The sequence below is a fragment of the Streptomyces sp. 8N114 genome, assembly GCF_052245835.1.
Lineage (GTDB): Bacteria > Actinomycetota > Actinomycetes > Streptomycetales > Streptomycetaceae > Streptomyces.
In genome coordinates this window covers 30,687-57,034 of sequence record NZ_JBQQBT010000005.1, presented here as the reverse complement: position 1 = coordinate 57,034, position 26,348 = coordinate 30,687, and the positions used below count along the sequence as shown (strand labels likewise).

The 26,348-nt window shown below is 67.4% G+C and carries 12 protein-coding genes and 1 pseudogene; 7 read left to right on the top strand and 6 right to left on the bottom strand.

The features are described from left to right. Window positions 1-22: 22 nt before the first annotated feature. Window positions 23-1,447: an MFS transporter gene (locus tag ACTWQF_RS13145; protein WP_443279526.1), complete on the bottom strand. Its 1,425-nt coding sequence runs from the start codon at window positions 1,445-1,447 to the stop codon at window positions 23-25. A gap of 431 nt (window positions 1,448-1,878) precedes the next feature. Here ACTWQF_RS13145 and pglW point away from each other — a divergent pair, with 431 nt between their 5' ends. Further along, window positions 1,879-6,543 carry a BREX system serine/threonine kinase PglW gene (gene pglW, locus ACTWQF_RS13140; RefSeq protein WP_443279525.1) on the top strand — a complete coding sequence of 1,555 codons (4,665 nt, stop codon included), beginning with the start codon at window positions 1,879-1,881 and terminating at the stop codon, window positions 6,541-6,543. 93 nt (window positions 6,544-6,636) lie between these two features. After that, window positions 6,637-10,230, top strand: coding sequence for a BREX-2 system adenine-specific DNA-methyltransferase PglX (pglX, locus tag ACTWQF_RS13135; protein WP_443279524.1), 3,594 nt, complete (start codon window positions 6,637-6,639; stop codon window positions 10,228-10,230). Between the two features lie 85 nt (window positions 10,231-10,315). Here pglX and ACTWQF_RS13130 read toward each other — a convergent pair whose 3' ends face one another. Then, entirely contained in the window at window positions 10,316-10,528 is a 213-nt protein-coding gene (locus ACTWQF_RS13130; protein ID WP_443279830.1) for a DUF397 domain-containing protein, read from the bottom strand. 2 nt (window positions 10,529-10,530) lie between these two features. Next, a complete protein-coding gene (locus ACTWQF_RS13125) occupies window positions 10,531-11,385 on the bottom strand; it encodes a helix-turn-helix domain-containing protein (protein WP_443279523.1) in 855 nt (284 codons plus the stop codon). A 205-nt stretch (window positions 11,386-11,590) separates the two neighbouring features. Between ACTWQF_RS13125 and ACTWQF_RS13120 the strand changes: the two genes are divergently transcribed. Next, window positions 11,591-12,160 (top strand): ATP-binding protein, encoded by a 570-nt coding sequence (locus ACTWQF_RS13120; protein WP_443279522.1) that lies wholly within the window; start codon window positions 11,591-11,593, stop codon window positions 12,158-12,160. Here the strand turns inward: ACTWQF_RS13120 and ACTWQF_RS13115 are convergent. Beyond that, a complete protein-coding gene (locus tag ACTWQF_RS13115; RefSeq protein WP_443279521.1) occupies window positions 12,105-13,238 on the bottom strand; it encodes a beta family protein in 1,134 nt (377 codons plus the stop codon). The genes ACTWQF_RS13120 and ACTWQF_RS13115 overlap by 56 nt on opposite strands. A 245-nt stretch (window positions 13,239-13,483) precedes the next feature. On the opposite strand from ACTWQF_RS13115, the gene ACTWQF_RS13110 reads away from it, so the two are divergent. The 4 genes from ACTWQF_RS13110 to ACTWQF_RS13095 are packed head-to-tail and all read left to right on the top strand — an operon-like array spanning window position 13,484 to window position 23,601. Continuing rightward, complete coding sequence (locus ACTWQF_RS13110) at window positions 13,484-17,278, top strand: BREX-2 system ATPase PglY (protein ID WP_443279520.1); 3,795 nt, start codon at window positions 13,484-13,486, stop codon at window positions 17,276-17,278. Beyond that, window positions 17,275-20,121, top strand: coding sequence for a BREX-2 system phosphatase PglZ (pglZ, locus tag ACTWQF_RS13105; protein ID WP_443279519.1), 2,847 nt, complete (start codon window positions 17,275-17,277; stop codon window positions 20,119-20,121). The genes ACTWQF_RS13110 and pglZ overlap by 4 nt, the downstream gene beginning before the upstream one ends. After that, window positions 20,118-21,446, top strand: coding sequence for a BREX system ATP-binding protein BrxD (gene brxD / locus ACTWQF_RS13100; protein ID WP_443279518.1), 1,329 nt, complete (start codon window positions 20,118-20,120; stop codon window positions 21,444-21,446). Before pglZ ends, brxD begins: the two co-directional genes overlap by 4 nt. A 1-nt stretch (window position 21,447) precedes the next feature. Next, complete coding sequence (locus tag ACTWQF_RS13095; RefSeq protein WP_443279517.1) at window positions 21,448-23,601, top strand: DEAD/DEAH box helicase; 2,154 nt, start codon at window positions 21,448-21,450, stop codon at window positions 23,599-23,601. Between the two features lie 65 nt (window positions 23,602-23,666). Here ACTWQF_RS13095 and ACTWQF_RS13090 read toward each other — a convergent pair. After that, a pseudogene (locus ACTWQF_RS13090) lies at window positions 23,667-24,077 on the bottom strand (hypothetical protein); the annotation flags it as partial. Window positions 24,078-24,091: 14 nt separating this feature from the next. Continuing rightward, the gene (locus tag ACTWQF_RS13085) at window positions 24,092-26,302 is read right to left on the bottom strand and encodes an acyl-CoA dehydrogenase (protein WP_443279829.1); all 2,211 of its coding nucleotides are present in this window, start codon (window positions 26,300-26,302) and stop codon (window positions 24,092-24,094) included. Window positions 26,303-26,348: the final 46 nt, after the last annotated feature.

Here is a 26,348-nt window from a genome sequence, read left to right as displayed (position 1 = left end):
GAAGTGTGTCCAAACGGGACTGCTAGTCCTTCACGGTGCGCGGTAGCGCAACAAGCATGAACAGCACGCAGGCGCCGAGGAGTACGGCGCCCGCGTAGAAGGCCGTGCCGTATCCGGCGGCCAGTGAGGCGGGGTCCTCGGCGCCGTCGGTGCGGGCCGCGGCGACCGTGGAGAGTACGGCCAGGCCGAGCGCGCCGCCCATCGTGCGGCCGGTGCCGAACAGCCCGGACAGCAGGCCCGCCTCGCCCGGGTCGTCGGTCGCGGTGGCGATGGTGGCCAGCGGCGTCGCGGCCAGCCCGGCGCCGAGCGCCATCAGCACACCGGGCCCCAGAAGCGTCGTCACATAGGCGCCGTCGGCCCCCATGGAGCCCTGCCAGACATAGCCGAGACCCGCCATGGCGGCGCCCGCGACGGCAAGCAGGCGGTCGCCGATCCGCGCCATCAGGAACGGCGCGATCTTGGAGCCGAGGACGATGGTCAGCGAGTGCGGGATCAGGGCGAAGCCCGCCTGGAGCGGGGTGTAGTGGAGCACGTTCTGGGTGTAGAGGGACAGGAAGTACCACATGGCGAACATCGCCAGCCCGTTGATGAAGATGGCGACGTTCGCCGAGGAGACGGCGCGGCTGCGGAACAGCCGCAGTGGCACCAGCGGCTCCGCCGAACGGGCCTCCACGGCGACGAACAGCGCGAGCATCACCAGCCCGCCACCCAGCGGCCCCAGCGCGCTGGGCGCTGTCCAGCCCGCGCTGTCCGTCCGGACGATGCCGTACGCCACAGCGCCCAGGCCCAGCGTCACCAGCAGCGCGCCGGGCACGTCCAGGCGGCGTACCGACTCCTCGCGGCTCTCCGTCAGCCATACGGCCGCCGCCACCAGAACCAGCGCGCCCACAGGGACGTTGATCAGCAGCACCCAGCGCCAGGACAGTGCGTCGGTGAGCACCCCGCCCACCAGCCCGCCCGCGGCGCCGCCGCCCGCGCCGACCGCCGACCAGGTGGCGATGGCCTTGGTACGGGCCGGGCCCTCCGGCACGGAGGTCGTCAGCAGCGTGAGGGTGGCCGGTGCCAGGATCGCGGCGCCCATGCCCTGGATGCCGCGGGCCGCCAGCAGCTGCCAGGGCTCCTGCGCGAGGCCGCCCGCCAGGCTCGCGGCGGTGAACAGCGCCAGTCCCGCCAGGAAGACCCTCTTGCGCCCGAACAGGTCGGCGGCCCTGCCGCCGAGCAGCATCAGACCGGAGAAGGTGAGGGTGTAGGCGTTGACCACCCATTGCAGACCGGTCTCGGAGAGGGAGAGGGTGGCGCGCATCGAGGGCAGGGCGACGTTGACGACGGACACGTCGAGCACGACGAGGAACTGGCCGGCGCACGCGGCCAGTACGACCGCCCACAGGCGGGGCGGTCTGCGCTGCTCGGGAGGTGATATTCCGAGGGGGGACACCATTTGAGGCATGGCGCCTATCGTCGCACCGTAGTCTTGAAGGACTGCCAAGGATTCTTGTGACCACGACGAGCAAGCGCCGATCGGGAGGGCCGCATGCGCTCATGCGCGGCTCGAGCGCACCACCCTCTTGAGCCCTTCGTGACAGATGCCTTGCGCTGGTCAGGTTCACAGCACAGTTTGGCGGCTGTCCTTTGGTCGATACCGACCGAGCGGTGCCGGGCGACGGAGGGACCTGCTTGCCTTGTTCCCCCGCTTCCACAATGCTGTCCGCTTCGGCAGCCAGAAACGGGCCGACCACGGGACAGACTTGACATGGCGCTCCCAGTCCACGACTCCCGTATTCATTCGTTCCCGCCGAGCCTGAGCTGGCAGGATGACAGGTGTCGTAGCCGCTTCCGCGGGCATCCCGGGGACTTCGAGGAAGAAGGGGTACAGCAGGAATGCGTGAGGGAGGTCGCTGGACGACGATCACTCCGTCCCAGTACGAGCATGAACGCAAAGCCCTGCAGTACATCCGTGACCGGCTGCCGGACAGCGAACCGTACCGCGCATGGTCGAACTTCACGTTCACAGCGGACAGCGGGCACACCCCCGAGGTCGACCTGCTCGTAGCCGCACCCGGTGGGCTGTACCTCATCGAGATCAAGAGCTGGCACGGCCGGGTAGCCGCCAGTGGCAGCGACTGGCTGCACAACCGGCGGGTCGAGTCCAACCCCCTGCATCTGGCCAACAACAAGGCCCAGAAGCTGAAGTCCCTTTTGGCCAAGGAAAATCAGCGGCAGAACACCCGCATCAGGATTCCCTTCATCCAGCATGCGATCTTCTTCTCCGAGCCGGGGCTGCGCATCGACCTGCCCCCACACCAGCGGAACTGGCTCTTCGGCCCGGAGCCGCAGCCGGGCGGCCAGCCCGGCCCGTTGCCCTCGCTGCTCTCCGACCTGCTGCTCAAGATGCCTACGGACGTGCGCCGCGCAGTCGACGCCACGACATCCCGGGCGCTGCCGAACCTCTTGTCTGGCATTGGCATCGCCAGAAGCAGGAAGTACTTCCAGCTCGGGTCCTGGGACCTGGAGTCGAAGCCTCTCGATACCGGTCCGGACTGGGAGGACTATCTTGCGGACCACCGCGAGTTGCCCTCCGAGCACCGCCGTGTCCGTATCTACCTGGTCGAGCGCAATGCGGCGCAGACCGAGCGGGCCGCGATCGAGCGGGCGGCCCGGCGCGAAATGCAAGTCCTGCACGGCATCAGCCATCAGGGCATTGTTCAGGCCGACACATTGGAACGCCACGAGAACGGCCCCGCACTGGTCTTCCGGCACCCACGTCATGCGAAGCGCCTTGATCACTACATGGCCGAGTACGGCAGCCAGCTCGGTATCGACACCCGACTGGACATGATCAGGCAGTTGGCCGAGGCCCTCGCGTATGCCCATCGCCGCCGGCTGCATCACCGTGTGCTCTCCGCGCGCAGCATCCTCGTCGCCCCGGACGAGCGCCGCAAAACAGACATCAAGGAATCTCCGGAATCCGGGGGTGCCCAAGGTCCCACCATTGCCCAGTGGCTGCGCCCGCAACTCCAGGTGAGCGACTGGCAGACGGCGATCCGGACCACCGACTCGCTGAGCCCGGGGCCGAAGGGGCGCCCGGTCGCTACCCCGGCGAGCAAGCTTGGCCGCTGGGCCGACACCGCGGCGGAGCTGTACCTCGCACCGGAGACGACCTTCGCACCCGGTCCCGACACGGTGGCCATGGACATCTTCGGGCTGGGGGCGCTCACCTACCTGCTCCTGACGGGGCAGCCTCCGGCCACGGACCGCACCGAACTACTCGCACGCGTCGGCCACGAGGACGGCCTGCGCCCGGGGGCAGTCGCCGAGTCCGTGACGCCCTTGATGGACGACCTGGTGCGACTGGCCACCGCTGCCGTCCCGAGCCAGCGGTTCTCCAGCGTCGCGGAATTCCTGGAACAGCTCGAAATGGTCGAGGAGGACCTCACAGCACCGGAGGTTTCCCCGGACGAGGAGCAGGAGGAGATCAACCTCCTGGAGGCGCGCCCCGGTGACCTGGTTGGCGGGGAGTGGCGGATCAGGAAGAGGCTTGGCACCGGGTCCACCAGCCGCGTCTTCTACGCCGACAACGAGCGCACCAAGGCCAAGGAAGTCCTCAAGGTCGCCCTGTCGGACGACAGGGCCAAGCGGCTCGTGCACGAGGCCACCGTGCTGGGGGCCTTCCCCAGCGACTCACGGGTCATCCGGCTGAAGCGCCCGGACACCGTGCGGATCGGCGGCTGCACCGCCCTCGTGCTGGAGCACGTCGGTGAGTACACCGTCGCCCGCAAGCTGCGCGAGAGCGGCCGGCTGGAGACCGGCGAGCTGGAGACCTTCAGCGAGTACCTGTTCGGCGCTGTCGACTTCCTCGAAGGCGAGGGTGTCTTCCACCGCGACATCAAGCCCGACAACATCGCCATCAAGTCCCGGCCCAACCGCACGAAACAGCTTGTCCTCTTCGATTTCTCCCTCTCGGGCATCTCCGTGCGGGAGACCCAGGCAGGCACTCCCCGCTACCTCGACCCGTTCATCGGCACGCCTGACCGACCGGTGTACGACACCCACGCGGAGCGCTACGCCCTGGCTGTAACGCTGCACGAGATGGCCTCCCGCGAACTGCCCGTGTGGGGCGACGGCGCCACCGAGCCGCGCTACGTGGACGAGCCCGTCACTCTGGCCAGCGAGGCTTTCGACCCCGCCCTGCAAGCCGGTCTGGTCGACTTCTTCACCAAGGCGTTGGCCCGCGACGCCGAGGACCGTTTCGAGTCGCTTCAGGACATGCACAAAGCGTGGCGCCGCGTCTTCGATACGGCTGACTCCAACCATCCAGCCGGCTCCCGTCTCACCGGCCTGGAGGCCGACGAGGACCCCGAGAAGGCCGCGAAGGCGCGGGACGCCGCTGCGGCCAAGGCCACGCTCAAGACGTCGTTGGCGGGGGCCGGTCTAACAGAGCGAGCCGTCTCCGCCGCTCACCGGCTCGACGCTGCGGTCGTCGAGGACCTCTTGCCGTTGGGTGGGCGGATCACTGCTCTGCCGGGACTGGGTGCCCACACCCGCAAGGAACTCCAGGCGCGGATCAAGGAGTGGCGTGCCCGGCTGGGACCGGGCGCCGTCGACCGTCGCGCACAGCGCAAGGCCGCGGCACGCGAAGTCGCCGAGGCGGAGGCGGCAGCGCAGGCAGAGGCGGAGAAGGAGGCGGCAGAAGAGGAGGCGCGAGCGCATGCCGCTGGGAGCGGGGCCACGGGCGAGGCCCGCCCCGGTGGCGCCCCGGCCACCGGCGAGAAGGGCCCCGCGGACCCGGGCTCCGTGACGGATGCCGCTCTAACCCGTATCGGCCTGGACTCCATCGCGGCCCTCCTGGTCCCGGCGCTGCAGAAGAACCGCGGCAACGAGAACGAGGTTGAAGCCGTACGCCTGACGCTGCGGCTCCCGGACGCCGAAGGGCAACTGCCGGACCTGCCGATGTGGCCCACGCAGCAGCACGTCGCCGACCAGGTAGGGATCACCGCCCAACGCGTGGGCCAGATCCTCGGCAAGCACCGCAAGCACTGGGCCCAGATGGCGGTCCTCCGCAGCGTGCGCGCAGAGCTCGTCGAGCTGCTGGCCGATGCGGGACGAGTGGCGAGCATGGCAGAGCTCGCCGACGCGCTGCTGGCCCGGCGCGGCTGCGGCGAAGCAGCGGATGACCTGCGCCGGGCGCTTGCCGCCGCGGTGGTGCGTGCGGCTGTGGAGGCCGACAACGAGGCTGAGGGTCATCGGTTCCTGCTCCGGCGGCGAGGCGACCGGCTGCTCGTCGCGCTGGAGATAAGCGATGACGACGGCCCGGACACACCCGCGGCCCCCGCGCTGATCAATTACGCGCTCAGGCTCGGCGAGGTCGCTGACCGGCTGGCCGGCCAGGAGATCCTCCCAACGTCCGCCTCGGTCCTCCGCCAGCTTGGCACGGTCCGCGCGGAGGCGTTCGGTTTACTGCGAGAGTTCGACCACGCACGCCTGGTGAAGCTCGCCGCCGCCGCTTCCGCGAACGCGGCGGCCTCGCCCCGGCTGGAGATCTATCCGCGTGACTTGTCTCCCGTACGCGCGCTCCGTCTCTGCCAGGCGGGAGTCGCACCCGTTGCCACACCGGAGGGCGGGACAGGGGCCAGGGACAACGGTCAACAGGTGCTCCGTCCGGAACAGATCCAGGAGCGGGTACGGGCACGCTTCCCGGATCTGGCCCCGCTTCCGGCACACCCCCGGTTGCACCGACTGCTCCAGGAGGCGGGCTTCGAGCTGTCCTGGAAAGGCACCGGCCGCCGTGGCGGCTATGTGGCTCCCCGTGGCCCAGGTTCCACCACCGGTACGGTGCAGTCGCCATCCCAGGGGCATGCCGACCGGCCGCCCTCCCACTGGCAGGCGGGTTCCCCGGAAGAAGCTGCCGCCATACGTGTGCAACGGCTCCTCGCGGGAGCGCGGGAACGGGACGGCTTCCGTGCGCTGACTGTCAGCGTGGAACGGTACGCGGAGGCACGTGACCAGCTCGTGGAGCGCTTCGGTGCCCAGCCGGCCGACGTGAGCGCGCTGTTCACCGGCGCCTTGCGAGAACTCGTCGCCCGCAATGAGCAGCCCTCCTGGGAGACCGTGATGGAGGCCGACACCGCGGAACCGGGGACGGTGGACTACCACCGCTTGCACCACCTCTTCATCGATCCGGCCTGGGAGCTGGTACGGCCACGGCTGGAAGCAGCGCTGGCGGCGCTCGGGACCAACGCGGCGGACGTCGCGGGCTCCGCCCCGGCTGCGTCGGGTGCCTCGGCCGCCGTCGCGACGGACGCCGGTCCGTTGCTGCTGTACGGTGCGGGACCGCTGGCCCGCTACGACCGGATGCAGCTCCCGCTCCAGCTTGCGGAGACCAGCCGTACCCGAGGCGTGTGGCTGCTGTGCCCCATGGACGACCCGACGGTCGAGCCGATGGTGGACCAGGAGTATGTGCCGCTGGAGACGAGGGAACAGTGGATCGCGCTGCCCGACTCGTGGATCACGGTGCCACGGCAGCGCACAGCGGGCACAGCAGAGTGACGGGGGAGGAAGAATGGGGGCTGCGGCCCCCATTCTTCCTCCCCCCCGGTGGCCGCACCACGCCAGAACGATGAGGGATGAGGAGAGCGCTCCGTGATCGACCGTGACGCCTTGCTGAAGGACCTGCAACGCTGGGTGAAGGCCCTGGAGACTGACCTGCGTGAGCAGGTCGGCGAGGTGACAGAGGTCGGCGAGCGGCTGAGTGCCGAGTACAAGCACGCTTTCAAACTCAAGCGCACGGCGGCGACCGAGGAGGCGTGGCTGCGGGAACGGATCACTCAGGTCGCCGTAGCCTGGGTGTTGGGCACGGTCTTCGTACGGTTCTGCGAGGACAACGGCCTGCTGGGCAACACCCTGTTCATTGCGGGCCCGGACAAGGACCGGCTCACGCTGGCGGAGGAGGCACAAGCCCAGTTCCACCGCGACCATCGGGGCGCGGAGACCGACCGGGGTTGGCTCCTCAAGGCGTTCGAGGAAATGAGCCAGGTCCAGGCGGGAAAGCTGCTCTTCGACCAGCGGCACAACCCTCTCTACCAGATCCCCGTCTCGCAGGACGCCGCGATGGACCTCATCGAATTCTGGCGCAGGCGCGACGAAACGGGAACGCAGCTCGTTCATGACTTCACGGACCCTCAATGGAGCACCCGCTTCCTCGGTGACCTGTACCAGGACCTGTCGGAATCGGCACGAAAGTCGTACGCGCTACTCCAGACCCCCGAATTCGTGGAGGAGTTCATCCTCACCCGGACGCTTGAGCCCGCGCTCAACGAATTCGGCCACGAAAAACTGAAGATGATCGACCCGACGTGCGGGTCAGGACACTTCCTGCTGGGCACGTTCCGGCGCTTGCTGGAAGAGTGGAAGCAGGAGGCACCAGGGAAGGATGTCCGCGAGCGGGTCCGGCTCGCGCTGGAGTCGGTGCACGGGGTCGACATCAACCCCTTCGCGGTGGCCATCGCCCGGTTCCGGCTGATTGTCGAAGCACTGCGGGTCGCGGGATTTGAGACGCTGCAACAGACGGCGGGATATCGCTTCCCGATCCAGGTTGCGGTCGGTGACGCACTCATCAAGTCACGCGACGTGGCGATCCCGGGGATGGAGGAGTTCGGTGGGACCGATGCCCTGGCGGAGTTCGCGTACACGACGGAAGACGTTCACAATTACAAGGGCCTGCTGACGGAGGGCCGCTACCATGTGGTGGTCGGTAACCCCCCGTATGTGACGGTGAAGGACAAGGAGCTCAACCGGCTGTATCGGGAGCTGTATTCCGCGTGTGCGGGCTCCTATGCACTGTCCGTTCCGTTCGCCCAGCGTTTCTTCCAGCTCGCGGTGGAAGCGGAACGAGACGGGCGGGGTGCTGGTTACGTCGGGCAGATCACCGCCAACTCTTTCATGAAGCGGGAGTTCGGCCGAAAACTGATCGAGAGCTATTTCAGGTATTCCGTCGACGTCAACGAGGTGATCGACACCTCCGGCGCCTTCATCCCTGGGCACGGCACCCCCACGGTCATTCTCGTCGGCCGTCGGCGTACGCACCACCATCACAGCCCGACGGTGCGGGCCGTGCTGGGCATCAAGGGGGAGCCTGGCATTCCGGACGACCCGACGCGGGGGAAGGTGTGGCAGGCGATCGTCCAGCAGATCGATCAGCCTGGGAGTGAGAGTGAGTGGGTTGGGTCGGTTGATGCGGAGCGCACACAATTCAGTTCGCCCCCGTGGAGCCTCAGCGGTGGTGGAGCTCGCGAACTGCAACGAAAAATCGAATCGGTAGCAGTTACCACCCTGGGCGGGCGGGGAGCCACAGGGACTTCCGCCGTGACGCGGGAGAATGAAGCTTTCAGCGTCGGATCGCGTCCACTGATTCGGTTTGGTGTCCCTGAAGCCTATCGTCGCCCACTCGTGGATGGAGATCGTCTCCGTGACTGGGTCTGCACTGAATTTGATGCAGCCCTCTGGCCCTACGATTCAGCCAGCCTGGAACCAGCGTCGAGTCCTTCATTCGAGAAATTCCTGTGGCCTTATCGCGCCCAGCTCAGCAGCCGTGTCGCTTTCGGAAAGACCCAGACCCAGCGCGGCTTGCCTTGGACCGCCTACTCAATGTTCTTCAGCAGCCGTTTCGGCGGGTTGACCATCGCCTTCTCGTTCGTGGCTACGCACAACCATTTCTTCTTGGATCGTGAAGACCGTGTTTTCGACCGTTCTTCTCCGATCATAAAGCTCCCATCTGGGGCGAACGAGGAAGAGCATTTGCGACTATTGGGGGTACTGAATAGCTCGACCGCTTGCTTCTGGCTCAAGCAGATGAGCCAGGGGAAAGGAGGGAGTGGGCTCGGGCGGGGCGTGCAAGATGAAGGATGGGAAGAACGCTACGAGTTCACTGGGACCAAGCTTCAGGAACTCCCCCTCCCTGCTGAATATCCTCTCGAACTCGCCACAGAGTTGGACTCTCTCGCTCAGCGGCTCACAGAAAACAACCCTGCCGCCATCGCTTCATCCGAGACGCCGACCCGCGAACGTCTCGATGAAGCTAGCGCCGCCTACCGCTCAACACACGCTCGCATGATGGCACTCCAAGAGGAGCTGGACTGGCAGGTTTACTCCCTCTACGGGCTACTCGAAGACCTTCGTGCTCCGGCTGATTCCATTCCAAAGATCGCTCTCGGGGAGCGATCCTTCGAGATCGTGCTCGCACGCAAAATGGCAAGCGACAAAGCCGACACCCAGTGGTTCGCTCGCCACGGCTCGACTCCGACCACCGAGCTGCCCTCCCACTGGCCCGACGCCTACAAAGAGGTCGTCCGTAAGCGCATCGAGGTCATCGAGAACAACCGGTTTATTGGTCTGATCGAGCGCCCCGAGTGCAAGCGGCGTTGGGCTTCCGAGGGCTGGGATGCGATGCAGGCCAGGGCGTTGCGGTCCTGGCTGCTCGACCGGGCCGAGTCGCGGGACCTCTGGTTCCACGAGGTGGACGGGCTTGAGCAGCCGCGCCTCCTCACCTCCGCTGAGCTCGCCGACGAGCTCCAGGCCGACCCCGATTTCCTCGCCGTCGCCGAGCTATACGCACCCGGCAAGGAACTCACCAAGCTCCTCGCCGAGCTGACCGCTGACGAGCACGTCCCCTACCTGGCCGCACTCCGCTACAAGGCGTCCGGGCTCAGCAAGCGTGAGGGCTGGGAGGACGTGTGGAACCGTCAGCGCGAGGAGGACGCTGCCGCTACCGAGGCCGAGAAGAAGGCCATCCGCGAGGCGATTCCGACGCCCCCGAAATACACGTCCGCTGACTTCCTCAAGACGTCGTACTGGCGTAACCGGGGCAAGCTCGACGTGCCCAAGGAGCGGTTCATCTCTTACCCGTTCGCTTCCCGTGACAACGACCCCGCTCTGCTTCTGGGCTGGGTCGGCTGGGATCACCGCGAGCAGGCGCAGGCGCTGGCAACGCTCGTGGTCGAGCGTGAGCAGGAGGATGGTTGGGAGGCTGACCAACTGGCCCCGGTTCTCGCGGGGTTGCGCGAGGTCTTGCCGTGGGTTCGTCAGTGGCACAACGAGTTCGATGTGGCGTACGGTGGCTCACCAGCCAAGGTGTACGAGGACTTTCTCAGGGAGTACGCGAACCGTCTGCACCTCACCGACGAAGCCCTCACCTCGTGGCGCCCGCCGAAGGGCAGGGGACGCGCAGCGCGCGGGTGACTGCTTCGCGGCGAGCGATTCTCTTGCGGGTGTGAGTGTGTGGCCCCAATGACCCCCGGAGTGGCCACACACTCGTACCGGCGCCCTACAGATCGAACGCCCTCGCCTGTGTGTCCGCGAGGAACAGCCGCCATGTATCGGACAAGACCGCAAGAGCCGGTCCACTCGGGACCTTCGAGTCCCGCAGATAAACACTTCCGCCAGCGTCTGCGGCAACCTCAACGCAGTTGTTGTTACCGCCGCTGAAACTCGATTTGGTCCATATCACGGCCAGAGTTGAGGCATCGGGGATGTGCATACTCACTGGACTTCGTCCTTCAGTTTGCGGATCAGTTGGTAGGAGGCGTCGAGCGACAGAGCGTCGGCAACGATGCGCTGGAATGCTGCCGTGTACCGGTCTACCTCTGGCTGCTCCTCTATGTACAGAGCGTTGGTCAGGTTCTCGACCAGTACGACGTCCAAGTCCTGTCGCTCCGGGAAACCCAAGATCGCAAACGCGCCGCTGCGACCGGGGTGTGGCCCAGCAGCCTGCGGCATGACCTGGATCGTGACGTTGGGGAGCGTGGAGAGATCCAGCAGGCGTTGCAATTGATCACGCATGACGTGTGGGCCACCGGTGGTTCTTGTGCGAAGGGCCCCTTCATCCACGACAGCCCACACTTCCAAGGGTTCCGGGCGACTCAGAACAGCTTGACGCGCCTGGCGAACTTCCACCAATCGACTGACCTCCTCAGAGGTGTCGGTCATGTTGATGCCAGCAATGATGTCGCGCGCGTAAGCGGCTGTCTGGAACAGTCCGGGGATCAACCCGCACTCATAGGTCTGCATCGCACTGGCATCGGCTTCCAGGCTGATGAAGTCCGTGTAGGCAGGAGTCAGCACGTCCGAGTACGTCTGCCACCACCCGCGCCGATTTCCGTTGCGCGCAAGAGTCACCAACGCACGTCGCTTGAGCTCATCTTCGACTTCATACAGATCAAGCAGCGCTTGCACATCGGCAGGCCGCGCGGCTGAGCGACCAGTTTCAATCCTGGACACCTTGGCGTTGTGCCACCCAAACCGCTTCGCCACGTGGTCAATTGTGAGTCGCTGATGTTCACGCAAACTCCGAAGCTCGGCTCCGAGCCGTCGTCGCCGCACTGTCGGCGCACTCATCGACGTCACCTCCTTCTTCTGGCGATCAGCTTGCCGGTTCGGTCGCCTGCCAGGGCTCGATCCAGCAAGTACACCACCAAGTAAGGCGAACACTAGGCTCAAAGTGCAGATCTGCGCAAACGAGTTGCAGATCTGCACGGCGCGGCACCATGCTGGCTTGCATCACGCAGCGCGATCAGGCGCTCGCAGAGTGATTGGTGATGCCATGGGCAACCCACAAGCGGCCTCCGGCTTTCAATCCGGCTCCCCCGTCCACGAGTTCTCGATGCACTTCCCCTCCTCCCCTCAAGGCGCCCGCCTCGCGCGGAGGCTGGCCACCTCACGGCTCTACCAGTGGGGGTACAACACCGACGTCCCCGCGTTGCTCGTCGGGGAGCTGGTCGCCAACGCCGTGGAGCACTGCCACACCGAACGCGGGGAGTTCAGGCTGCGTGTCACGGTCGACGCGACCGGCTCCAGGGGCGGGGGCGCGGCCAGCACGCTCATCGCCCCCGAGGCGTCCGCCACATCGGCAGCCCCGTCCGCAACCGCGCCGGTTGCCGCCCTCCTCGTCGAGGTTGCCGACGCGTGCGGTGAGCATCGCCCCAGGCTTCAGCAGCCCATGGAGGACGCCGAGTCGGGGCGCGGGATGCTGCTCGTCGATGTTCTCGCGACCGCGTGGGACAGCTATGAGAACAAGGCTCCCGACAGGGGGAAGACGGTCTGGTGCACGTGCCCCCTCACGCGTCAGTGGCCCGGCGGTTCAGCTCGGCCAACTGTTCCGGGACGTACGTAAGGTGCTGGATGTAGCCCTGCCTCGCCCAGGTCTCGGGGTGGCCGGGATGGCGGTTCTCGGTGTCCGCGGCGCGCTCCTGGAGCCAGTCCTCTCCTCCGCTGTGGTTCACCCTGAACTCTGGGTCGGTGACGAGGCGTTCGGCCAGTTCCTGGATGCGGCTGTCGTGGCCGTTGCGGACCGGCCGCCCCTTGCCCACGAGGAAGTACTCGCTTGTCGTGTACCGGGGTTTCTCGTAGGCGTTCCGCACCTCAGTCTCCGCGGGGGCGTCGCACGCCCGCGGGGCGGCCGTACCGTAGTCGCCGTAGACGAAGCGCGGATCCCCCCGCGGTCCTTCTCCGTCAGTGTGCAGCCGTTGCCATGCGACCCACTCCACCCGGAGCAGCGAGGTCACGTCGTAGTCCTTGAGGAGCTCAGTTCCCCAGGGGAACGAGCCGCACAGCAGCACTACGGTTCGCCAGGGTGCCGAGCCACCCGTCGCGTTCCACGCCGCGCGTCCGAGTTTGACGACGCTGTCCACGGCATCGGTCTGGTGAAGGTCAACTACGATGTCCGTCTCCTCGGGTGGGACGCCCGTGCGTACGGTCAACGCCTTCAGGCGCTCGGGGAGGGAGTGGACGGCGGCCTCACCCACATCCGCCTCCCGGACCCGCACTCCCAGGCCGTTTCCCCACTCGGCGCCGACCGCGCCGGCCGCGCGCTGCTGGGCCGGGTCGCGTTCAGGGCCGGTGACGGGGCGCAGGGCACAGCCGAGGAGGTCCGAGCAGAGGACAGACCACACATGCTCATGTACCAGGGGGAGGGTGTCCTCCATGTGACGGGCATCGACCCAGCCTGGGTGCAGACCATGCCGCTCGCGGAGGGCGTCCGACTGCTTGTGCAGGTACGCGGCCAGCGCTGCCGGGCCGTCCGGCTCCAGCTCCCCCGAGGGCGTGGGGGCGCGGGCAACACGGGGCGGTATGACCCAGAAAGGCGCTGTCCGGCGTTTCGCCGCTGCGGCAACGGCCGTGAAGGCCTTGAGGCCGCTCGCTCTCACCGGCAGCCCCGGCACATACACCGGAACACACAAAGCCGTCGCCATGCGTCCTCCCCCCGGCCGCCGAAGTCAGCCCTTCTCAAAAGGTGACACCTGACGAACACGGCAGAAAGGGGGCAGTCTCCGTGAAGGTGCAGTTCTCGCCAGTTCCACTAGAACGGGGAGCTTGGGACCCCCACCATGATCGGCCGCACACCTTGTGCCCGCACGTGCGAGGGCAACGGCCTCGTGCGCGGCTGTCTGCTCAAGCCGCCTGCCGCCTGTCCTACCTGCCCCTTAAGGTTGGGGACATGGTCAGCCCGAACCCGTCTCCGCTGCTGCGTGATTACATCAAGATCCCCGAGAGGTCGAGCGACTCCGATCTCGTTCTCAAGCTCAGCGAGGGAGTCGAGGACACCGAGGGCACACTGCGTGACTACGTCATCACAGACCGCCTGGTGGAGAACTTCGACCAGGCGCTCGGGCTGGTCAAGGCAGGGGTAACAGGGGGCGATTCACAGGCCGCCTACCTGCACGGCTCCTTCGGTTCCGGTAAGTCGCACTTCATGGCAGTGCTGCACGCGCTGCTGCGTGGCGAGCGCGCCGCCCGGGAACGGGACGAATTCGCAGGGCTCGTCGCCAAGCATGACACCTGGCTGGAGGGCCGTCGCTTTCTGCTCGTTCCATACCACATGCTCAGCGCGAAATCGATGGAACAGCGCATCCTGGGCGGATACGCGAGTTTGGTACGTAAGCGGCACCCCGAGGCGCGTATTCCGGCGGTGCACCGGACGGATGCCCTGCTGGAGAACGCCGCCCGACTCCGGGAGCAGATCGGGGACGATGCGTTCTTCGCCAAGATCCCGGGCTCGGAGTCGGATGCGAAATGGGGCATCACCGGGCCGGCCTGGAACGCAGAGCTGTTCGAGGAAGCGATCGCGTCGCCGTATGAGAGCCCGCTTCGCAAGCAGTTGGTGAGCGGGCTGATCGAGGGCTGGTTCCCCGGCTTCTTCTCCAACGCGGAGGAGGACCCGAAGTCGTTCATCTCGCTCGACCGTGGTCTGACCGAGATCGCGGGGCACGCCAAGGAGCTGGGCTACGACGGGCTGATCCTCTTCCTGGACGAGTTGGTTCTGTGGCTGGCCAATTCCCTCGGCAGCCAGCAGGGTTTCGTCGCCAGGGAGGCGCAGAAGATCACCAACCTGATCGAGGGGGGTGACGCCCGGCGCCCGATCCCCGTGATCAGCTTCGTGGCTCGCCAGCGCGACATGCGCGATCTGGTCAAGGGCGAGGCGGCAGGCGCGGTTGAGGTGTCCATTCAGGACAACCTCAACCATTCCAGCGGCCGGTTCACCACGATCACGCTGGAGGACCGCAACCTCCCCGAGATCGCCAAGAAGCGGCTCCTGAAGCCGGTCAGCACGGAGGCGGAGGCGGCGATCGGGAAGGCGTTCACCCGGGCCACCAAGGTGCGCCGGGACGTGTGGGACACGTTGCTGGGGACCGATGGCACCACGGGCGCGGACATCGAGACCTTCCGGGCCACGTACCCCTTCTCCCCGGCCTTTCTGGACACCCTTGTCCACGTGTCGAACGCCTTGCAGCGCTCGCGCACAGGGCTCAAACTCATGCGCAACCTGCTGATCGACCGGCGGGACGAGCTGCGCCTGGGGTCTCTGGTTCCCCTGGGAGATCTCTATGACCAGATCACCCAGGACGGCGGGCAGCCCTTCACCGAGCGGCTGAAGGTCGAGTTCGACAACGCCGAGAAGCTGTACGACACCCGGCTGCGTCCTAAGCTCCTGGCCGATTATTCGCTCACCGAAGAGGACGTCGAACGGGTCAAGCTGGCCGCGCGCGGACGCACCGCCATGAGCGATGAGCCCGTCACGGACGAGCTGAAAGCCAGGGTGAAGGAGTTCACCGGCGACGACCGCTTGATGAAGACACTGCTGCTGGGTGCCCTGGCTCCCTCCGTTCCCTCGCTGGCCAACCTGACGGCGCGCAAACTCTCCGCACTCAATCACGGCAGCGTCACCAGCCCCATCCCTGGCGGGGAGGTCGAGAAGGTCACCGCCAAGGTCCGCACTTGGTCCACCCGGCACAGCGAGATCAAGGTGGAAGAGGGCGACAACCCGGGAGTCCGGCTGGAACTCGTCGGGGTGGACATCGACGGTGTGCTGGCCAACGCGTCGAGTTTCGACAACACAGGCGGCCGAAAGGCAATGATCAAACGGCTGCTGTGGGAAGAGATGGGCGTCACGGAGGGCCAGTTCGTCGACCGGTTCACGCTGTCCTGGCGTGGCTCGCGTCGCAGCATAGAGGTCCTCTACGGAAATGTCCGCGATGCCCAGGAAATCAAGGACGCCCACTTCCATCCGAGCGAAGAGGAAGCCTGGCGGCTGATCGTCGACTATCCGTTCGACGAGGGCACGCACACTCCGGCTGATGACCGGGACCGCGTGCACCGGCTGGTCAACGAGCAGAACATGCAGGCCCGTTCGGTGTGCTGGATCCCCGCGTCGTTCACCCACGAGCGGGAAAACGACCTGGGCCGGCTCGTCGTGATCGACAAGCTGCTGACGGGCCAGCAGTTCGACTCCGCTGCCGCACATCTCAACCCCGCCGACCGGCAACGGGCCAGGGACGCTCTGGAGCACCAGCGCGGATCACTGCTCACGTTGATGCGCGGCCTGGTGCGCCAGGCGTACGGTCTGGCAGCCAAACAGCCGGGGCAGGTCATCACCGCGTACGAGGACCACCTGCTGAGCCTGACTCCGTCCCTGCATCCGGAACTGCCGGTCGGGGACACCCTGAAGAACGCGGCGCACAGCATCGCCGATCAGATGCTGGCCCACCAGTTCCCCAGCCACCCTGACTTCGACCCTGACGGTGTCGGCGCTGTGGTCCGGACCACAGATGCCAAGACCGTGCTGGGCTATGTCCGGCGCGTCATGGAGTCCGGCGAGGAGAGCATCCTCGTGGAGCGGGACGACCGGCCCGTCATGCGCCGGGTGGCGAACGAGCTGGGGCTCGGCACCATGCACGAAGCACGTTTCACCCCTAGCCGTACGTGGGTGCAGCATTTCGAAAGGTGTGCCAACCAGGCCGGCCAGACCGACGAACTGAAGATCACTGATTTGCGGTCATGGCTGGACGGTGACGGAACGAAGCCCCGTGGTCTGGAGCCGTTGGTAGGCAATCTGGTGATTGCCGCGTTCGCCGAAATGAGCGACCGTGTCTGGTGCCGCTATGGTGCCGTCGTCAGCCCGGCACCGGAGCTCACCCAACTCACCGACGACCTCACCCTGCGGGAACAGCCGCTGCCCGACGAGAGAACCTGGGACCGAGCCAGGTCCCGCGCGGCAGAACTCTTCGGTATCAACGCCCTCGCGCTGCGGCGAGGCCGGATCATCGGGATGTTCGTCCGCCAGCTCACCGACGACACGCGCCGTTACAGCACCCCGGTGCAGTCACTCGTCGACACGCTGGAGAAGCACGCGGCGCAGCTCGGAATCGACCCCAACGCGACCACCGGGCGACTGCACACCGCCCGGGTCACCGCAGACCTGCTGGACGGGCTCGGCAGCCAGGGAGGCAGCGTCGATATCGTGCGCCATCTGGCCGACGCGGACCTCGGCGGCCCCGCGGAGCGGGCGGGGCGGTCCATCAGGTCCGCACAGCGAGTCGTCGAAGCTCTCAGCACCGCGCCTTGGGACAACTTCGAGTTGCTGGAAAGCGTCAAGGAACCCTACGCGGCCGAGGCCGCCGCCATTCTGGAAGCCCTGCGCGGCGCTGCGCGGAGCGACCAGCTGACCGTGAACCTGGTCGATGCCCTGGCGCGAGCACGCACCGAGACGTCGGCCCTGCTGGGCAAGGCGCTCACGAGCAGCCCTGCTCCCGCTCCGGGTCCCAGCGACCCAGCCCAGGGCGGGGCGAGCAGCGAGCCCGGAGAGCCCGGTGCGCGGCAGCCAACTAACTCCACCGAGACCACAGTCATTCGTGGCACCGCACAGCAACTCGGCGCGGGTCTGGAGGAGCTGAACGCCTTCCTCCGGGCGCACCCGCACACCACCGTCGAACTGAGCTGGCGAGTGATGGAATGACGGCTTCTGCGAATACGGCGCTCACCCGGTCCAGGCCGCCCCGGCTGGGACGGGCGGCTGTCGAACAGCGCGTCGGGCAACTCATCCGGCGCTATCTGGACCGCGCCGGCGGGCGGCGCCCCGCCTCCCGCCCGGTGATCCTGCTGCGTGCCGAACCGGTGTGGAACGGTGAGCGGTCGTTGCGGGCACAGGGCCGGTCCGTACGCGTAGCCGTGGGGGTCTCGCCGCTGGCGGTCCTCGACCTGATCACAGAGCACACCCATGCCACTGCCGACTCGGGGTCGGAGGAGGTTCTGGTCATCCTCACCGACCAGGAGGAGACGGTTCTGGGGCGGGCCGTACTGGGGCTGGTCGTACGACAGCGCGTGCACTCCGTGGACCGTTGGACGCTCGTCGCGGAGCAGTTCGGCGCACAGTTTCCCGAACCGAGGCTGACCGAAGAGGCCTGGGCAGCGGAGGCCCTGATGTCGGCCAAGGCCCCGAACGGCGGATGGCCGAAACTCTCCGGCAAAATCCTCAGCAGGGACGTGGCTCTGCGCCACCTCGCCGCAAGCCGGATGGGAATCGCCGAACGGCTCGGGATGAGCGCCGATGACCTGGACGCCTCAGTTCTGCTGCGTTGGTCGGCGCTGCCCGGCGCGCCCGAGTCTCTTGCTTCTCTTCGAACGGAAGAACGCCAGGGCCTCGTCCAGTGGCTGACTGAGATCACGGGACGCGCCGGGCGGGCGCTGTTCGCCCTGATCGATGCCGACCATGGAGCGGACGCACTCGCCATGGGCCTCGTCTGTCACGCGTTGTGGAGTCCGGACGCGCGTGGTCTGGAGAGGCAGAAAGGCAGAGTGGACCGGTTCTTCGGAGACGCCCAGCTCGACGACGCCACGATGCAGGCATTCGGCGACGCGGCCCGGGAGGTGGTGCTCCACCTGCTTCGGGGTTCAGGTGCGGGAGAGCAGGACTCTTCCGAGGACGCCTACCGCACCCGCACGTGGCGCTCCGTACTCACTCGCGCCGACAAGCTGCTGGACGCGTTCGGCGCCCGGGAAGCCGCATGCTTCAGCGATGTGCTGTACTCGGGATTCGAATACCGCGCCGACGCCGTCGCGAAGGCGCAGCACTCCTGTCTCAACGAGAGAGAGGGGGGGCACGACACCGCCAGTATTAGGGCGTTGACGCGCGCCGTATCTGAACTGACAGCGCACCGGTTGCACCGTATCCACGCGCACCGTGTGGAACGGGCTCGGATGGCCCAGCGGTTGGTGCAGTGGCTGGCCATCCCCATTCCTCGGCCAGAAAGCATGGCCGCAGCGATCGACGCGCACATCAGTGACTGGAGTTGGGCCGACCACGCAGTCGCCCATCTACAGGCAGGCGACGACACGCATCCGCAGCTACAGTCCGGCTACCGGAAGTTGTCCGAGCGGGTGGCCGAACGTCGGAAAACGCTGGACCGGATGTTCGCTGAGCAACTTCGTGAGTGGACCGCCCGAGGAACAACCCCGAGTGGGCTGGTCACGGTGGAGAATCTAATCAAGCAGGTGGTTGCGCCTGTGGTAGAGGGGGAGCGGCCGGTCCTGTTCGTGGTCCTGGAGGGGATGAGCGCTTCCGACGCCGTTCAGATCGCCGCGGAGATGAGGCACGGCTGGGACGAATACGACCCGTTGGGCAGTACAACCCGAGAGGCGAGGTCGCTGCCTGCCCGTCGTCGCGGTGCGGCGGCGGCCCTCCCCACCCGGACCCGTGTATCCCGCGCCTCGCTTTTCGCCGGAACGCTCTGTGAGGGCGGTCAGGAACTGGAGCGGGACCGCTTCTCCCGGCACCCTTCCTGGCAAGGACGCACGGCTCGGCTCTTCCACCAGGACGATGTCAACGGCGAGGCCGGCGAGACGCTGGGGGCGGAACTCGCAGAAGCACTTGCCGACCCGCAACAGCTTGTCGGAGTCGTGGTGAACACGATCGACGACGCGCTCAGAAGCGGACGTGAGCGCAGCGGCCCGAACTGGCATCTCGCTGATCTCGGCGTACTGGAGACGCTCCTGGAACATGCGGGCTACCACGGACGCGCAGTGGTGATCACCAGCGATCACGGGCATGTCCTGGAACGCAACGGTGAACTGCGTGACGTATCGGACGCATTGTCCGCCCGGCATCGCGAAGGAGTCGATGTCGCGCAGGCGGGAGAGATCGAGCTGGCCGGTCTCCGGGTGGTCGCCCCCGACCGGCGCATCGTGGCGCTGTGGGACGCCGACACCCGCTACACAGCACGTGGAGCTGACTATCACGGAGGGGTTTCCGCAGCCGAAGTGACCTTGCCCGTACTGGCGTTTCTGCCCCTCGGCGCGCAGCCCCCGGAGCATTGGCGCCCCTTGGGCGAGAGCGCACCGGCATGGTGGGGGATCACAGGCATGGGTCCAGCCGAGTCAGCTCTGCCTCAGCCTGTGGATGTCCCCGCTCCCAAGACGGACAAGAAACGGGCTCCGGTGCCCCCCAAGGGGCAGACGGCCCTCGCTCTTCAGCCCGTCGACCCCTTGGCGGCCTTCTTGGACGAGTTGCTGGCGTCAGAGATGTTCGAGGCCCGCCGGAGGCTGACGCCGAGGACGGTACCCAAAACGAAGATCAGGGCCGCGATGAGCGCTCTGCTGGAGGCGGGTTCCATCCTGCCCGTCGCGGTCCTGGGCGAGCGGGCGGGTGAACAGCCCGCACGCGCCGCGGGCTTCGCCACCATCCTGCAACGCATCTTCAACGTTGATGACTATGCCGTGCTAGCAGTGACGGACAGCGGACGGAACGTCAGGCTTGACAAGAACCTGCTGCGCCAGCAGTTCGAACTGAAGAAGGACGTATGAGCAGCGCCAGCACCACCAAACGGCGAGCTGTCATCGATGCCCTGCGGCGTGGGGCGGTCCCGGAGTCCGGACTCGATGTGCTCGCTGTCGGCTTGACCCGGTTCGAGTCGGCGCTCGACGAAGAGCTGGAGGCAGTGGCCTCGGGCCGCTCCGTGTTCAAGGCGGTACGCGGAGAATATGGTTCGGGCAAGACCTTTCTTACGCGCTGGCTGGGTGAGCGGGCGAAACAGCGCAACTTCGCCGTTGCCGAGGTGCAGATCTCGGAGAACGAGACACCCCTGCACAAGCTGGAGACCGTATACCGACGACTCACCGAGCGCCTGACCACCCCCGGGTTCCCGCCGAGTGCGCTACGGGCCGTCGTCGACTCCTGGTTCTACGCGCTCGAGGAGGACGTACTCGCCGGGGAAGACGTGGCTCCGGACGATGGCCTCAGACTGCATCAGGCGGTGGACAACCTGTTGAACGAACGCTTGGCGGACGTCAGCCGGGCGGCTCCCGCTTTCGCCACGGCGCTGCGCGGTTACCGCGCCGCCCACTCTCAAGGAGACGCGGCCACCGCGGAGGCGCTCCTCGCCTGGCTCGGCGGCCAGCCTCACGTCGCGGCGAGCGCCCGTCGAGCGGCCGGGGTGCGAGGCGAACTCGACCACTTCGGCGCCCTCGGTTCGTTGCAGGGCCTGCTGGCGATCCTCAGGGACTCGGGGCACCCTGGGCTGCTCCTCGTTCTCGACGAGGTGGAAACGCTGCAACGGGTACGTTCCGACGCCCGTGACAAGGCGCTCAACGCATTGCGGCAACTCATCGACGAGGTGCACTCCGGACGTTTCCCCGGCCTCCACCTCGTGATCACCGGAACGCCCGCCTTTTTCGACGGACAGCAGGGAATCCAGCGTCTGCCCCCGCTAGCCCAACGGCTTTCGGTGGACTTCTCCACCGAGCCCAGGTTCGACAACCCGCGCGCTGTGCAGATCCGTCTGCCGGGCTTCACCGTCGGCTCCCTGGTTGACCTCGGCTGCAAGGTGCGGGAGTTGTACGCGTCAGGAACTGAGTCCGGAGAACGGATCAGAAGCGTGGTCGACGACGCTTACGTCACCGACCTGGCCAATGCTGTGACAGGTGGTCTCGGTGGGAAAGTAGGAGTCGCCCCCCGTATCTTCCTCAAGAAGCTCGTTGCCGACGTACTGGACCGCGTCGACCAGTTCGAGGACTTCGACCCGCGGCAGCACTACGCGCTCACCCTCGCCTCTGCCGAGCTGACCGAGACCGAGCGTAACGCCGCGGCTTCCACCGCTGCGGACGCCGACGATGTCGAACTCAACGTGTGAGATGCGCGAGACCACGGACTCCCTCGACTGCCTTCATCCAGTCCTCCTGCACCACATTGTCAACACGTTGGAGTGGCCCGGCCTGCGCCCACTCCAACAGGCAGCCGTAGAACCGCTTCGGGCAGGAAAGGATGCCCTGCTATTGGCGCCCACGGCGGGCGGCAAAACCGAAGCAGCCGCCTTCCCGCTGCTCTCCGCCATGGAAGCGCAAGGCTGGACCGGCACATCCGTGCTGTACGTGTGCCCCCTCAAAGCGCTGCTCAACAACGTACTGCCGCGGTGGGAGACGTACACGTCGTGGCTGGGCCGCACGGCACGGCTGTGGCACGGTGACGTCCCCCAATCCCGCCGCAGACGGCTCCTCGCCGACCGCCCGGATGTGCTGCTGACCACGCCGGAGTCCCTGGAAGCCATGCTGGTCAGTGCCCACGTCGACCACTCCACGTTCTTCAGCGGACTGCAGGCTGTTGTGGTCGATGAAGTGCACGCCTTCGCGGGAGACGATCGGGGCTGGCACCTTCTGGCGGTGCTGGAGCGACTCCAGCGCGTGGCCGGGCGCACGCTTCAGCGCGTCGGACTCTCTGCCACTGTGGGCAACCCCGATCAGCTCCTGGGCTGGCTCCAAGGCACGTCCGCCGGAAAACGCCCCGCCAGCGTGGTCGCTCCGCCTCTGGCCGAGCTGCCGGACTCCGACGCGGAACGGGAGACAGTCCCCTCCGGAGATATCCAGATGGACTACGTGGGGTCTGTCGACAACGCGGCAAAGGTGATCGCCGCGCTGCACGCCGGGGAGAAAAGACTGGTCTTCTGCGAGTCCCGCCGACTGGTCGAAGAGCTGGGAGAACAGCTTCGGGCGAAGGGCGTGACCACCTTTTTGTCGCACGCGTCACTCTCCGTCGACGAACGCCGGAAAGCTGAGGAGGCGTTCGCCGAGTCACGAGACTGCGTGATCGTCTCCACAAGCACACTCGAACTCGGCATCGATGTCGGGGATTTGGACCGGGTCATCCAGATCAACGCGCCGCTCACGGTGGCCTCGTTCCTCCAGCGCCTTGGCCGCACCGGTCGCCGGTCGGGAGCAAGCCGCAATTGCCTGTTCCTCGCCTTGGACTCCGACGGCCTGTTGGCTACGGCCGCGTTGCTGCTGCTGTGGTCGCGGGGCTGGGTGGAGCCTGTCGTACCGCCGCCCGAGCCGAGGCACATCGTCGCCCAGCAGATCCTTGCCTTGTGCCTGCAGGAACACCGGGTGGGAGACAAGCTGTGGCAGGAGTGGTGGGGCGGTCTGGGGCCGTTCGGTCCGGGAGCACTTCCCCTGGTCCGGCACCTGCTCGACCAGGGGTATTTGGAGCAAGACGGCGAACTTCTGTTCATCGGCCCGGAAGCTGAACGCCGTTTCGGAAGACGGCACTTTATGAGCCTTACCGCGGTCTTCACAGCGGCTCCGGAGTTCACTGTTCTCTCGGGTCGTACCGAGATCGGTACCACAGACCCGGCCTTGCTTACCGAAGACGTCCGGGGGCCCCGCAGGCTGTTGCTCGCCGGACGCAGTTGGCAGGTGAACCACATCGACTGGGCCCGGAAGCGATGTTTCGTCGAACCTGTGGAGAAGGGGGGAAAGGCCAGGTGGGGCGGCATCGGCTGGTCGTCCCGAGCAGCGGATTTCCCGCTGGTCAGAGCCATGCGCGAGGTCATGCTGGGGAACGACCCGCCGGTGCGACTGACTCAGCGTGCCAAGGATCGCCTCGCCTCTCAGCGGGAGGAAATGCTTGAACTCGTCCACCCCGGGGGAACACTGATCGTTCGCGGTCCGGGACCGGAACTGCGCTGGTGGACCTGGGCGGGTCACCGTGCCAATGCGACTCTGACAGCCACGCTGGCGGGACTTGCCGATCCGACCCAGCGCATCAACGACTGCTGGATTCGTTTGCGCGAAGACCTCACCCCACAACTCTGGCGTGAGGGCACCTCCGACGCGACTGACCGACTGTGTCTTCCGGATGTGGACGTCCGTGCCCTTGTCGGCCTGAAGTTCAGCATCGCGCTTCCTGAACGGCTCGCGGTGGCCACGTTGGCCACCCGCCTCGCCGACCTCGACTCGGCTTCGGTTGTGTTGCGGGAACCCGTGCGATGGATCGATGCGAGACCGGTCCCGTAAGAAGGCCGAATGGAGCACGGAGAAGGGCGAAAATGGACTGTCACAGCCCTCTCCAGCCTTCGACCGTTGACCGAGAAGCAGTCGTGGAGTTCGATCACGTCCACGTCCTCGACGCCGAGCCCGCTCTCCTCGTACGCGCGCCCAGCGGCGGCCCGGGCCACGGGCGGCCCACCACGTCGATGCACGAGCAGGAGGCGAAGGTCTCCTCGGTGTCCGTGGCCATTGCCTGCCCGGTGATGGCCACAGCCTGCTCCGGATACCGGTGAGGCCGAGCCGGTAGACGGCGCGGTGGGCTGCTGTGGACGGCTGGTAGCAGTAGCCGACGGCGGCCTGCTCCACCAGTCCGTAGTCGACACCGGCGTCGGCGAGCGCGGCGCTGCCCGCCTCCTGGGCATCTCCCAGTACTGCCACCCGCGCGACTCGGGCTTGACGAACTTCGTCATCCCGATGCCGACGACGAAAGCTGTGCCGGTCATGGCTGCGTCCTCGGTCAGATGAGGGGGCGTGGCTCCGGGTCGCGGGGCAGACCGAGCAGGCGCTCGGCGACCACGTTGAGCTGGACCTGGGTGGTGCCGCCGGCGATGGTCAGGCAGCGGGACATCAGGAAGCCGTGCACGGCCTGCTCGCCCGCACCCTCGCGCACCGCGCCGTGCGGGCCGAGGAGTTCGAGGGCGAGCTCGGCGACCTTCTGCTGGTGCGGGGTCTGGATCAGCTTGCGGATGCTGGCACCCGCGCCCGGATCCAGCCCCTCGACGCGCTGGAGCGTGGTGCGCAGCGAGATGCAGGCCAGCGCGTGCGCCTCGGCGGCCAGCGCGCCGACCCGTTCCCGCACCGTGTCGTCGGCGCCCTCCAGCCCCTGGACCAGCGCTTCGAGGCCGGTGCCGAAGGTGAGCTGGTCCGCCATGTGGACGCGCTCGTTGCCCAGGGTGTGCCGGGCCACCCGCCAGCCGTCGTTCACCTCGCCGACCACCGCGTCGGCGGGCAGGTGTACGTCGTCGAAATAGACCTCGCTGAAGAGGGAGTCCCCGGTCATCTCCTTGAGCGGGCGTACATCGATGCCCGGGGTGTGCTTCATGTCGACGAGGAAGAACGTCAGCCCCTCGTGCTTGGGCGCTTCCGGGTCCGTACGGGCCAGCAGAATGCCCCAGTCCGCCCACTGCGCCGCCGAGGTCCACACCTTCTGCCCGTCGATGCGCCAGCCGCCGTCCGGGGTGCGTTCGGCGCGGGTGCGCAGCGACGCCAGGTCGGAGCCGGCGCCCGGCTCCGAGAAGAGCTGGCACCACTGCACCTCGCCGCGCAGGGTCGGGAGGAGGTGCCGGTCGCGCTGCCCTTCGGTGCCGTAGGTGATCAGGGAGGGCACCACCCAGGTGGCGATGCCCAGGTCGGCGACCCTCACCCCGGCCTCCTCCAGCTCACGCTGCACGGCCAGTTGCCGGACCGGGCCCGCGCCGAGCCCGTACGGCTCGGGCAGGTGCGGGGAGGCGTAGCCGGTGGGCGCCAGCGTGCGGCGCGCTGCCGCCGGGTCCTGGCCCCGCGCGGGGGCGATGGCCTCGCGGGCTGCGGCACGGTACGCCTCCGCCTCGGGCGGCAGCTGGATCCGCACCTCTCGGCGCGCTCCGCTTTGGGCGAGCCGGGCTGCGCGCAGCCGGTGTGTGGTGCCGGTGCCGAGCAGCTGCCGCGCCACCACGGCCCGGCGCAGATACAGATGCGCATCGTGCTCCCAGGTGAAGCCGATTGCGCCGAGGATCTGCACACAGTCCTTCGCGCAGCTGTACGCCGCCTCCAGCGCGGCGGAGGCGGCAAGCGCCGCCGTCAGGCCCCGTACGGGCGCGATGGCCGTCTCTTCGCGGGCCGCACGCGCCGCGTCCCAGGACAGGGCGCGGGCCTGCTCGACGCGGACGAGCATGTCGGCGCACAGGTGCTTGACGGCCTGGAACTGCCCGATGGGCCGCCCGAACTGCTCGCGGGTCTTCGCGTACTCGGTGGCCGTCTCCAGCGCCCAGGAGGCCACACCGCACGCCTCGGCGGAGAACAGGACGCAGGCGAGATCGGCTACGCGCTCGCTGTCGAGCCCCAGTACGCGGCTGCCGGGGACCCGCACCCGGTGCGCTGCGACCTCGGCCGTGGGGCGGAGCGGGTCGGTGCTCTCCTGTGTACGTATGTCCAGCGCTGCGGCGTCGACGGCGAACCACCGGGGGACGCCGGGTGCGCCTCCGGTCCGGTCGGCGGCGAGCAGGAGCAGGTCGGCCTGGGAGCCGCCGAGGACGGGCGGCGCGGTGCCGTCCAGGGTCCACGAGCCGTCCTCGTCCTCCCGTGCGGTGAGCGAGCCCGCGGCGAGGGCGACGGCACCGATCCGCTCACCCGTGGCGAGGGCACGGACCAGCTCGCGCTCGGCACCCGCGGTGTGCAGGAGCTCCGCGGCGAGGGCGTGCGGCAGATACGGGCCCGGCAGCGCAGCGCGGCCCGTCTCCTCCAGTACGACGGCCAGGTCCAGCAGCGAGCCGTCCGCGCCGCCGTCCGCCTCGGGCAGCTGGAGCCCGCAGAGCCCCTGCCCGGCGAGGCCGTCCCAGAAGCCGGGCCGGCCCTGCCCCGGCGGGCTCTCCAGAGGTTTCCGCCGCTCCTCGGCCGGTACGGCCCGCGCCATCCAGCCCCGCACGGAATCGGCCAACTCCCGCTGTTCCTGTGTGATCCCGATGCCCATTCCCATGCGGGAACGGTAGAACACGTTCCAGCAGGAGGGAAGGCGC

Coding starts and splice junctions, on each gene's coding strand:
- pglW (WP_443279525.1), top strand. CDS start 1,879: ATGCGTGAGGGAGGTCGCTGGACGACGATCACTCCGTCCCAGTACGAG.
- ACTWQF_RS13125 (WP_443279523.1), bottom strand. CDS start 11,385: ATGAGTGCGCCGACAGTGCGGCGACGACGGCTCGGAGCCGAGCTTCGG.
- ACTWQF_RS13120 (WP_443279522.1), top strand. CDS start 11,591: ATGGGCAACCCACAAGCGGCCTCCGGCTTTCAATCCGGCTCCCCCGTC.
- brxD (WP_443279518.1), top strand. CDS start 20,118: ATGAGCAGCGCCAGCACCACCAAACGGCGAGCTGTCATCGATGCCCTG.
- ACTWQF_RS13115 (WP_443279521.1), bottom strand. CDS start 13,238: ATGGCGACGGCTTTGTGTGTTCCGGTGTATGTGCCGGGGCTGCCGGTG.
- ACTWQF_RS13145 (WP_443279526.1), bottom strand. CDS start 1,447: ATGCCTCAAATGGTGTCCCCCCTCGGAATATCACCTCCCGAGCAGCGC.
- ACTWQF_RS13085 (WP_443279829.1), bottom strand. CDS start 26,302: ATGGGCATCGGGATCACACAGGAACAGCGGGAGTTGGCCGATTCCGTG.
- ACTWQF_RS13095 (WP_443279517.1), top strand. CDS start 21,448: ATGCGCGAGACCACGGACTCCCTCGACTGCCTTCATCCAGTCCTCCTG.
- pglZ (WP_443279519.1), top strand. CDS start 17,275: ATGACGGCTTCTGCGAATACGGCGCTCACCCGGTCCAGGCCGCCCCGG.
- ACTWQF_RS13130 (WP_443279830.1), bottom strand. CDS start 10,528: ATGCACATCCCCGATGCCTCAACTCTGGCCGTGATATGGACCAAATCG.
- ACTWQF_RS13110 (WP_443279520.1), top strand. CDS start 13,484: ATGGTCAGCCCGAACCCGTCTCCGCTGCTGCGTGATTACATCAAGATC.